We start from the raw sequence: 11586 nt of genomic DNA on the forward strand, positions 1-11586 counted from the left end.
ATACAGTCGGGGCGCGTCACGATATCCAAACGCACAGGGGCTGTAGATCGATGCGTCTTAATACAGATGCATCAATCACATCATCGCGGGCCGACCCTGAAGGCCTAGTCGCGGGCATCAACCGCGAATGCCAGCCCATTTCCACTCGCCGCAGTTACATGGCGGAGCGTCACCGTCTCGCCCGTTTGAGCAAACCAGGCGGTGAGCGCTCCAGCGTAGAAGCTGGCAAACCAGGTCCCGGAAGGTTTCCCCAGTGCCCCAACCTGTGGATGATCGTTGATATATAAATGCAGGATATTTTTTTGCGGATCGTACTCAAGTGCGATCCGCCCCCAGCCTATGAGCGCCAGTATGGCGTTGCATTCGAGCTCGAAGGACGCTGTGGTATGGCAATGTGGCAGGGGTAGACGCGCGGCCACACGTTTGCCGATGCTGAAAAGAAGTGCATCACTCTCCTCCGCCCCGGCCTGAAGTTCGAGTTCGGTTGCGAGAGAATGGATAAAAAGTGAGAAATCAGGCGAAATCATTTCGTCCCCAAAAAGCTATATTTTGCAGCAACAAAGGCGCGCACCTCATTCCAGGGCCCGGCCTTCTGGTAATCCGCATTGAGGCTGAGCTTCAGGTTTGGAGTTACGCGATAATCGATGGCACCGTAAATTCCACCTGTCAGGCCATTGGCAGAATTTCCATCCTGATAGGCATATAGCGGCGCAACGTTAGCAAGCAGAGCCTGCGTGTCTGAGCTGGCCGGGAAGGTTTGAGAGCGCGACGAGTGATAGGTCTGGTATCCTGCACGACCTATCAGGCGCCAATCGATCTGCTTGTAAGTGCCAGCGTAAGTAACAGGAAATGTAAAAGCAAGGAAGTTCTGCGGTGAGAAGTATCCACCATTACCAAATGTAAATTGATACTCGTTACGATCGTAGCCAAACCAGGTGAGATCCATGCCAACGTGCAGGTTTTGCTGAAGATCAGGCCGTTCCTGCCCCCAGACCTTGATCTGTCCGCCAGCCCCGGCTTCATAGCCCGTATTGCTGCGGGTGTTTCGCCCTGTCAGGTACGACCCACCGCCGCGCATGTAGAGGGAGGCATTTTCGTCACCATAGGCGAGCTGGGCATACAGCCGGTTACGCACGACGCCACCCCATGTCGCGCCTGAGGCATCACGCAAGCCAGCGTAGGAAATGAGTGAGTCCTGCACTGCACGTCGTTCAACCCCAACCGTCAGAATTGTGTTTCTGGCAAGCTGTGGCGCTATACTGACTCCACCGAGCACATTCGTCACTGCAAAACCGAGCGGCGATGTCCCGGCATCAAGCGTTAACCACCGCCAGTCATATCGCGCCGATAGTGCGACGCCTGTCGCGTTCAGCGAGCTGCTCTGGTTGAGCGGGCCACCTACCACTGTGTTGAGTGGATTATACCCGATATTGCGTGGCCCGTTCACATCGCCGCTGCGGTAGGACCGGCTGTTCAGGAAAGTAGGTGTTGCGGCGAGCCGGATATGCCCCCCCCCGACAGTTAACGATCCGGCAACATCGGTCGTCACATTGCCAAGCCCGTTCAAGCCCGATCCCGAACGGCTGTCGATACCGGGCGAGATGGTGACTGAAGCGGCCATGCTGTCACTGATCTGCGTCAGGTCGGCATCCATCTGACGGATCAACGGATCCGTCTGGCGATCCTGCACCGCAACATCCTCGCTGGCGAAGGGATTGGCCCGCCTCATATAGGATTCATGACTCGGTGCGATCTGCTCGACCCGCAGCAGACGGGCTTGTGCGAGCTCTCGTACGGCTGCACGGATATTGCCTCGGGCGCGGTCAAGCTGCGCTGCAGCGTACCAGCTCCTCGGGTCTGAGGGAGCTATCGCATTCATCTGCTGAACATAGCCGCTCGCCTCGGCATAGCGGTGCATCGAAATACAGGTCTGGACCAGAGCCAGCCGCGCATCAAGATCACTGGGATCATGCTGTACTGCTTGCAGGGTGATCTGATAGGCCTGCGCGTATTGCCCACCCGAACTGTAGAGGCGAGCAAGGGCGAGATTCGCTGCAACCGGCGGGTTCTGCCTGTCCAGTGCAGGCGCGAGTGCCTCGTAGGCCTGGGCACGCTTACCCTGATCGTTGAGATGATCCGACGTCGCCACCGCCAGACCTGTATCGATCTGGGCGAGCTGCGCCGACTGCGTGGCGTCGAGCGATGCGCTTTTCAACGATGCTGATAGCCGCCTCGCCCGCTCAAGATCGTGCATATGCAGATAGGCACCTGCATAGGCGAGCTTCTGGGCAGAGGTGAGACGTCCGCCATCACGAGCGAGTTGCAGATCAAGAATTTGCGATGCGCCAGAACGGTCGCCGCGATCATAGAGCGTTGTCGCGACAAGCTGGGCGAGACTGCCATCAGGGTCACCCTGATCAAGCAGATGGGCGAAATAGAAACGTGCCGAGTCAGGGTCGGTTGGCGCGTTTGACACCTGTGCTCGCAAATCGGCCTGTCGGAGCACCCGGCGCAGATCGGCAGTCATCGACCGCTCCGGGACCTGCGCCCGCAATCTGGCGATATCACTCTCATCCCCCGTCTGCGCGGCATAAAACAGGGCAGCCTGAAGGGCAGCAGGATCGCCCGGTTCTCTACCTTGCGTCAGCGGTGCCATGACCTGCTCAGCATCGGCGCGACGGTTCTCGGCGAGCAAGGCCTGCGCGTAATGCAGCCGTGACCACGGAGACAGCGCGTTCTCCTGATCAGCACGCTGGAAGATCGCGAGCCGATCTGTTTGCGTTGAAGCCAGGTCCGCCTGACGATCATAGATCAGGGCCTTGAGCTGCGGGTTCGCGATCGGACTTTGGGCAAGTGCTGAACTGGCCTCGTCATAACGATGATCCTCGATCAGTGCGCGCACTAGTCGTTCACGATACGAGGCATTGCGCGGTTCTGCCGCGATGAGAGATTCATAGGCGGCAATAGCCTCGTCACGTCGACCCGTTCGCTCCAGGATGTCAGCGCGCATAGCGCGGAGCCACGATTGTCCCGGCGACTGTCTGATCATAGGATTGATCAGCGCAAGCGTCTCTTCATATCGTCCATGATTGAAAAGAAAGTTCGCTTTGGCGTAGGAATCGTTGAGCACGGCACCGCTCTCGGCAGCTTTCCAGCGTGCTGCGGATGACGGATCTGCCTCCATGGCACGATCCAGATAAGTCTTGGCTTCTGCGTCGCGATGCTGACGCAGCAATGTAACGCCAAGCCCGCCCAGGGTATCAGGGTCATTAGGCGCTGTCGTCAGTGCCTGCCGGAATGAGACGACGGCAGCCTGCAGATTATCGGCCCGGAGGGCATCCCAGCCTTTCTGACGTTCGATTTCGAATGGTTTGAGTGTCTGGCCCAGTGCTCGCCCGCGCAGGGCCTGAATGTCCTTGTCTTCAGGATGTGAAGCCAGGTAGGAGCTTATTACTGAATCTGACGAGGCTGTGGCGGGTAGCCAGAGAACAGATTGTCTCGCTGTGGAGTTTATCTGCTGGCGCTGTGCTTCTGTAAGGCCTGACATTTTCGCCAGCGCTTCCAGACGCTGGATACCGATTACACGGTTCTTCTCGTCCCAGACAAGAGACTGGGCATAGGCAATCTGATACTCAATGTTGTTTGGGGCCCCCGCAACGAGTTTTGCCAGACCATGCTGCGCCTTTTCACGTTCCGCAGGCACACCAGCAAGAGTACGATAGTACTCGAGCGCGTAAAGCGATGGGGGACGGTCTGGAAAGGCCTTCAGATAGGCCGCAGCCGCCTGCGTTGTCGCACCGCGCTGCGCGAGGGCTCTGGCATTCTGGATATCAGCCCCAGGTGCAGAACGCGCCTGGAGATCCATATCAAGCAATCGCCCCGCATCCGGATCGTTACTGTGATCGCGTATCTGCTTTAGAATCCGATGTGCCGCAGCAATATCGCCTTGCTGAAGGCTCATTTGGCCCTCCAGCACAAGAACGTCCGGGTCGGAGGGGGCCAGCTGCTTAGCCTGATTAAGCGCGATGCGCGCATCGTCCATACGACCATGCTCGAACCAGTATCGAGCCCGTTTCACCACTCCCGGAAGGATCTTGCTGGTATCCAGAGACAATGAGTTTGTTGCCGGCACTCCATCAGCGAAAGCCTGGCCCGAGGCAATACTGGCGAGAAGCATGGCTCGAAGTGCGAGCCTGCAAAACATTGTGCGTTCAGCGATCACGATGCAATTCCCTGGCGCGACGTCGTGCATGATTGGTTAGAACCCGGAACAGGATCAGAACGCCTAGGCCCACGCCGACAACGGCGAGCAGGATGACGCGAAACGGGTGATCACCAAGATAGAGATCGGGCCAGAACCAGAATGGTACTGAACCGATCGGATAAGTCGACAGGTTTCGCGTAGCCAGGATATGCGTCCCGTTGATCAGCGTCAGGTCACCCTGGATCATGGGCTGGGTCTTGGGGTTGCGCATCGCCTGTATGAGGCGCTCCAGCCCCTGTGGGTTTTCACTAAGCATCAGAAGCATTGTGGCATTTGACGAGAATGGGGAGTGACGTTCGATCAGAGCTCCCCCGTCACCGAGCGAAGTTGTAGCCCCGAGGGCTTGCAATGTGCTCGCCTGCCCTCCGTCATCACTACCATTCATCGATCGCGCAAGGAGGCGGAAGGGTTGCAGAATGCCGGACCGGGTGTAATTCAGTGTTGTGCCCGAAAAGCTGTACGGCGTTCCGCGGAGAAAGCGCTCGACAGATGGCGATGTGAGGGACGTGTCCATCACGATCAGGTTCCGGGTCTCAGTCTCCGATACGGCATCAGCATGAAGAACTGTCAGTCCTGACACCGGGAAACGGGTAGACGCGCCGATCATCCCGACCAGATCGAGAAAGGCAGACTCAACACCTTCCGAGTGATTGGCGGGCACGACGATTGCCGTGTCGGAGAGATCAGCCATCCGGGTAAAGGGAAAGCCGGAATTAGCGAAATAGGCAAGATTGGGAAGCTGGGTGTAATGATAGGCGCGTGTGAGATCGATGGTGGAGTCAGGATCGATGCTCATACGCAGGTCTTGCGTCATACCGCTGCAATCGCGCCTGCCAACGGGACGGCTCTCAAGATAGAAGCCGAGCGTATTGGCGCCATAAATCGCCCAAGGCGGGATTGAGACGTGGGCGGATTGTGCACGGGAAGCATCGGGCCACAGGCGACGAAGCCAGTTCGGCAGTTCCGAGGGCGGCGCGAGCGAGACGCTCTTCAGATAGATACCATTGACGCTGACATCTACATGAGAGCGCTGGCGGTCGATCTCGGTACCCAGCGGACCGCGCACCGTAAAATGCATGCTCAGTGGATGAGAGCGCCACGTATAGATGTCCGGGGTTGTGCGGAAAGGTACAGAAATGGTACCCGGCACGGACCCGTAACCCTGCAATGTCGATAGCGAGATCAGATCGCCGATACGTATGGGCTGACTGCGGGAGACAAACCCCGGGGCATCATATGGCCGGCGCGGCTCGATGCTGACGGTTGGCGCATTTATGCGAGATTGGTGGGGAAAGCCCTTGCTGGAGAACGCCACGGAACGAGCAGCGGCGAGCACCTCATCGTCTGTACGCCCCGTTATGACAAGGATTGCCCCAAAAGGATCATTGGCGTTGACCGTCTCAAGAACGGTGGGTCCTGACACGGGGGGCTGGCCTGCAAGGATCTGGCCGAGCTCCGATGCCGGGCCGACAACGACCGCCCCACCTGTTGGAGGTAATTGCGAAAGCACGGGGAAAGAAGCTCCACGATAGTCGCTCAGGGCGCCGAACCATGAAGCGAGCGTGGCCGACGCCTCCAGGGTATGAGTTGAGCTCTGCCGGGCGATCACAAAAGGGATCCGCGCAGGCGTCAGAACAGCATCATTGAAAAAGGGCGCCGGTAGCGCCGCCAGATCGCGCGACGGCGGCAAGGGGGCCGAGGTGATGGAGAGGCTGGACTGTCCCAGCACTTTCGCCCAGAGCATCGCGCTGGTCTGGTCTCCACAGCTGAGCGTGTATTGCCCGGCGAAGTGGAAGGTCAGGACATTGTGCTCCCTGAAAAAGAGCGGATTTATCGTGAAGGAAAGCCCGTCGAACTGAGGCTTGGCCTTATCAGGATGAATAACTCCGATGAACTGATCATTAAGGAAAATAGTCACGCCACTCCCGGCAGGTAGCATGTCGGGCGACATCGAGCCATGAAGGGTAAGTGTCGCGGCAGTGACGACATCGGAAGAAGGGATGCCAAAATCCAGGCCCTGGATCGGAATCCAGGGGGTCATGATAAGTGTATCAGCACTGCCCAGCTGACTGAAACTCCATGACGTCGTCCTGGCATTTTCCAGTTCGTCCCGACCTGGGACTAGCATATTGTCTCCCATTTGCGGGCGAACGCCTTCTCCCGACTCCAGTGACGAATTGCCCGCAGCGGGTGTCGCAGGCTGTAGTTCCGGTGAAGCTTGCGGATGAACCACGGGCGCGATGTTTTGCGAGGGCACACCCGATGGAGCCATCGCTTGGGACGATGCTGACGGTGTTTGCACGGATCCGGGCAGGCTGCCCGCGCCGGCTGGCATCGGAAGATCCGAAGGACCCTGCTGCGCTCTTGCATCCTGAATAGCCAGAGCCATCCCGACACTTGCACACAGAACAATCCCTTTTATCAGACCGGCCTTGGGGCGCACAACGACAGCCGTTTTTTGAGGAACGGATTGTGCAATGCGCGGCTTGAGAGCGACGGATGCTCTCTTTTTGCGGAAGGTCGCAGGCTTGAAGAGATCCACAATGCTCCGCAGCAGCAACAGGATAGAACGTGGCAGACTGTCAGGTTTGTAGTCAGCCCAACTGGTCCATGCGTCTCGCCGACCGAAGATGATGCGCACGATCTGGGCCTCCTGTAAAATGGTTGTCGTGGCCCAGCTGATAGCGAGCGTGCCTTGTGACGTGGCGCGAATGACTTTCGCGGGAAGTGCATAGGTTTCGGACCGATCCGCTGCGATCAGGGTGATCGGACTACCGTCGGGCAATGCGTCTACTGGCGCATGGCCGTGAAGCATGGCACCGCCGTTGGACATGTTCTCGCTCGTATACTGGAACATACGGCCATCCGCAGTACACACCGTCACAGGTGCAATCATATCAACGCGGTGGCTGCGGCGAATCTGCATAGACTCCCGACCGATCGAAATGGCCGCCAGCACAATGACAATACTGACAGCAATCCAGAGAATGTTCATCAGTAGAGCGTTTGTGACGATCGTATCGTTGTGCGTATGTGCAAGTCGATACACCCCGACGCCAAATGCGACGAAAAGCGCGATTGCAAGATAGACATTCGGATAGATCGCGCTCCAGTCCAGATACGAACGATCGAGTAATCCCCCTTTTTCTGTAACGTTGAATTTACCGCGGCGTGGGAAGATGAGTGTCATGATGCTCACTCGCGCGAGAAAAGGGGCGAGCGTCGTCTCATACACCTCACTCCAGAGCGAGTAGCGCCAGTTTCGATTGGTGCGGGCCGATGTCAGGACGCTATGAACAAGATGAGGAACGGCATACACAGCAATGGCAAACGGTGAGGCATCAATCAGGGTCTGGTTGAACAGCAGATATGCCATTGGCGACGTCAGAAAGATGAGGCGTGGTATGGCGAAAAGAAAGCTCGCGATAGCAGCGAAATAACAAAGGCGTTGAGCAAAAGTCAGGCCGGGACCCGTAAGGGGGTTATCAAGCCGAAGGATTTGCAGCATGCCGCGAGCCCAGCGCATGCGTTGGCCCACATGCAAAATCAGACGTTCGGTCGAAAGGCCCGCAGCAAGGGGCTTCGCCAGATAAGCTGTTGACCAGCCACGGCGCTGCAATTTGAGCGCTGTCTGCATGTCCTCTGTCACCGTCTCGACAGCCACGCCACCGATTTCCTCTAGGGCAGCGCGTCGAATTACGGCGCAGGAGCCGCAAAAGAAGGTTGCATTCCAGAAATCGTTACCATCCTGAATAAGACCGTAGAAGAGATTTCCCTCGGGGGGAACAATCGCCCCGTGTGAGAAATTGCGCTGAAACGGATCGGGTGAGTAGAAATGATGGGGGGTCTGGATAAGAGCAAGATGGGGCTTGAGGAGAAACGGCGCGACTGTCTCCTGAAGGAATGTTCTGCTTGCGATATGATCGCAGTCAAAAATTGCAATCAGCTCACCTTTCGTGAGTTGCATTGCGTGATTCAGATTGCCGGCCTTGGCGTGATTGTGTTCGGAACGGGCTATATAACCTGCGCCGCAGGATTCAGCGAATTCCCTGAACTCTTCGCGGTGCCCGTCGTCAAGAAGGTATACGTTGATTCTATCATCCGGCCAGTCAATCCCCATCGCCGCGAGGACTGTCTGCCTGACAATGCGCAGTTCTTCGTTATATGTCGGAATATAAATATCGACGCTAGGCCAGGCTGCAACATCCGCGGGCATGGGCGTAACTTTGCGCTCAAGGGGATGAAGCGTCTGGAAATAGCTCAGGATGAGCATGACGAAAGCATAGATCTCGGCAATCACCAGAACAGTGCCGAGCACGGATTGTGTCCATGTGCTGAAATTGAGTGTTTCAGTAAGCCGCCAGCTAAGATAGCGCAGTGAAACGATGATCGAGAGACCCTTGAGCACGAGGGTAGCGCGCGGGCCAGGATGCCGGTTGACGAGCATGAAGAGCGCGATACCAAACACACAGACAAGCGTCTGCCCGGCAAGATTGAGATGCACGAAGGCGGCTATCACCATGCATAGTATGGCGAATACGACCAGGCTCGTCCGAACCAATGTTCGGCCAGCAGAATGATCCGCATCATCGATCCACGATTCCATTAGGGCGACAACGCGCCTGATGTTTTTCATCTGCGCTTTTGCCTCAATGCAGGCTGTTGATTGTCTGGAGCAGTCTCGTGCCGATCAACTCGAGATCTGCAGCCGCACGGGAGTACGGGGCGTAGTGCTGTATTAGTCGCTGGCTCGCAAACGCCTCGCCCACATGTTCGTCGCGGCAAATCGTTCCGAGATGCATTGGACCAAGACGACGAACAATCTGCGGCATGGCCATGGAGCCGACGCGATTGAGCGGATCGAAGCGGTTAACGACAACCCTGTGAACGAAATGCGCGTTATCGGCGGGAGGAATCCCGTAGCAACTCGCAGAGTGAATATCCGGTAAAAGGGAGATGCAGGATGCCTCCGCCGTCATCACAGATACAACCATATCCGCCAGTGGCAGTATCGATGCAAATGCCGTAGAATAACCTGGAGACGTATCGACGATAACGACTGTATCCTCCCTCTCGCTCAGTTGCTCGATTTCGGCAGCGATAAGATCAGGCCGCAGCCTTATTGCATGCTCGAAGTTTGCCTGTGCCTGGAGGGGCTGTGAACCGAAAGGGTATAGCTGGATATCATTCGACGTCAGTAATCTCGCCTCCCCCCAACTACGCCCCGTCGCAATGCAACTCGACAGGCCGAAACGATGGGACATGGGAACTCCGAAATGCAACCTGAGGGCATTCTGAGGGTCGAGATCTATCGCCACAACTTGCGACATCCCGGCACGACGAATTTCGTCAGCCAGATGCGCAGTTACCATGGTTTTTCCAACACCACCCTTTGGAGAGGCTACACAGATAAGGGTCATACTTCTTTATTACTTCCTAAAACCCGCAGGAAAACCGTATCAGTGCCGAAACATTCCGTGTAGCCGCTTTGCTGTTTCACTCCCCACTGATGCGCGGGATCGAAGACGACCAAACAGATCGGACAGCGGAAGTTCGCGCCATCCAGCATCAGCCACCCCCTTCTCGCCTCTGGATGGTTGTGGGGCCACAGAACGAACGTCTCCAGGTGGTATCGAGGTTGCTGAATTTGCCGTTGATCTCGCATGGTCACGAGCGGTCTGGACTACCTCATCCGATGGCGTGGCCGATTGAGCAGGTGAGGAAAATGACGAAACAGGTACCTCTTCCGCCTTTCTGTACGTAGGTGCAGACTGTTCAGGGGTAGAGGATCTGGGCGCCACGGCTTCGGGGGCAGGCTCTGCCGCAGCGATACGCGACAATGCATTGAAGTCGTGGAATTCTCCGTCTCCATTAATCGTCACCGGATCAGAAAATGATTCCTGGAGTATCTTGAAAGTATCAGGCATCAAACCAGCTCCATAGATGCGATTCTTGAAAGCAGTGTGAGCGATGATGAGTAGTAGTCATCACTCTCCTTCAGTTCAGGGAGGTCAGGCAAAGCGTCCGCCCCATTGAGGGCGACAAGATAAACCGCCCTGAACCCCGGGGGGGCATTGTAGGGCGAACGCTCTCCGGTCATCAGGTCTATCCAGGCTGGCAACGCAGTCATGGAATAATTCTGGCTTACGGCGTAGAGCGATTGGGTCAGGGAAGCAGGCATGCGCTTGCCCCACTTCATATAGAGCGGGATGCGTATCGCATCATAGGAAAAGCGTGGAAAATAGTTCGAAGCAGGAACAAGACGCTCTGACTTCCGGTCGATGGCAAGCCAGTCAGGTGGAAGCCCCCACAGTCCAAAGCGACTGGCCTGGAGCAATTGCTGACCGTGTTCGATCACGGTTTTCCAGGGACCGTCGGGATCGAGAAGTGCGGCACGATCGAGTGCAGGCATGAGGTAGTAAGATAGATTGACGATCGTGGATTTGGGACGGTCAAACCCCTTCATGCCGGGCATCAGGACAACTCTGCTCCCCACCTTGCGTACGCATTTCTGTGCGAGATCGCGCACGATCGCTTTTGCCTGATCGAGATAGCTTTCGGACCGCCACAAAATCGCTGCGCGTCGCAGCGCCCATACAATCATGAGGTCGCCATCAGTGGCATTGTTCGTGTCAGTCACATGCGGAGCGGTCGGAGTCCAACGCCAACTATGTAGATTGCCGTCTTTGTGCTTCAGGTTTTCCCTTGTCCAGTTCCAGATTTTATCAAAAGCAATCTGATCGTTGAACGTCGAGGCAAATAGCAGGCCGTAGCCCTGCCCTTCTGAGTGGGAAACATCGTGATTACCCGTATCAACGATACGACCCTCAGGACGCAGAAAACGCTTCTTGTATAGTTCCCAGTCGGGATCCCCCAGCCCCTGTGTCTGCGCGAAAGCATTTCCCGTCGCCGAGAAACCGGCAGATAGGACGAGGGAGTCACGGCAAAACTGACGCCTGACCATGGAACGAAACATTAACGATCTCTCGACATTTTCAACATTGTTATAACGAAGCACAACAACACCTTGCTATTTTCGGACGCAATACGTCAATAGTCGAGTTGAACGCGGTCGATTTTGAGCGAGTTGACAGGTAATCTTAACATTAAGGTCGTTATTCGGAATCTTGCTCGGGAAATACCGTTAATTATGCACCACCAGAGCCGTCAGAGATTCGTTTTCGCTCGTGGGTACCGCAGGGCACTGGCCAATGGTACACCGACTGGTATTGCGAAATTGCTACCATTCAACAGACTAACTGCGTCTGCACGAGACAAGGATTTTCGGAGTCGACGACGCCTCGTGTCTGTTACACAGCTCG

At 56.4% G+C, this 11586-nt stretch carries 5 protein-coding genes; all 5 read right to left on the reverse strand.

Annotated elements, in window-relative coordinates; translation table 11 throughout:
• Positions 1-104: 104 nt before the first annotated feature.
• A complete protein-coding gene (bcsD, locus tag F3J08_RS14305) occupies positions 105-527 on the reverse strand; it encodes a cellulose biosynthesis protein BcsD (RefSeq protein ID WP_166930846.1) in 423 nt (140 codons plus the stop codon).
• On the reverse strand, positions 524-4222 hold the full coding sequence (locus F3J08_RS14310; protein WP_166930848.1) for a cellulose synthase subunit BcsC-related outer membrane protein: 3699 nt from the start codon (positions 4220-4222) through the stop codon (positions 524-526). The genes bcsD and F3J08_RS14310 overlap by 4 nt, the downstream gene beginning before the upstream one ends.
• Positions 4212-8900, reverse strand: coding sequence for a UDP-forming cellulose synthase catalytic subunit (gene bcsA / locus F3J08_RS14315; RefSeq protein ID WP_370458748.1), 4689 nt, complete (start codon positions 8898-8900; stop codon positions 4212-4214). Before bcsA ends, F3J08_RS14310 begins: the two co-directional genes overlap by 11 nt.
• 13 nt (positions 8901-8913) lie before the next feature.
• Positions 8914-9684 carry a cellulose synthase operon protein YhjQ/BcsQ gene (locus F3J08_RS14320; protein ID WP_122039657.1) on the reverse strand — a complete coding sequence of 257 codons (771 nt, stop codon included), beginning with the start codon at positions 9682-9684 and terminating at the stop codon, positions 8914-8916.
• A gap of 506 nt (positions 9685-10190) precedes the next feature.
• On the reverse strand, positions 10191-11240 hold the full coding sequence (locus F3J08_RS14330; RefSeq protein ID WP_166930854.1) for a glycosyl hydrolase family 8: 1050 nt from the start codon (positions 11238-11240) through the stop codon (positions 10191-10193).
• Positions 11241-11586 lie beyond the last annotated feature (346 nt).

The organism is Asaia sp. As-1742, assembly GCF_011753235.1.
Taxonomy (GTDB): Bacteria; Pseudomonadota; Alphaproteobacteria; order Acetobacterales; family Acetobacteraceae; genus Asaia; species Asaia bogorensis_B.

Excerpts from the sequence above, each read along its gene's own strand:
- bcsD (WP_166930846.1), bottom strand. The coding sequence starts at position 527 with ATGATTTCGCCTGATTTCTCACTTTTTATCCATTCTCTCGCAACCGAA.
- bcsA (WP_370458748.1), bottom strand. The coding sequence starts at position 8,900 with ATGAAAAACATCAGGCGCGTTGTCGCCCTAATGGAATCGTGGATCGAT.
- F3J08_RS14320 (WP_122039657.1), bottom strand. The coding sequence starts at position 9,684 with ATGACCCTTATCTGTGTAGCCTCTCCAAAGGGTGGTGTTGGAAAAACC.
- F3J08_RS14330 (WP_166930854.1), bottom strand. The coding sequence starts at position 11,240 with ATGTTTCGTTCCATGGTCAGGCGTCAGTTTTGCCGTGACTCCCTCGTC.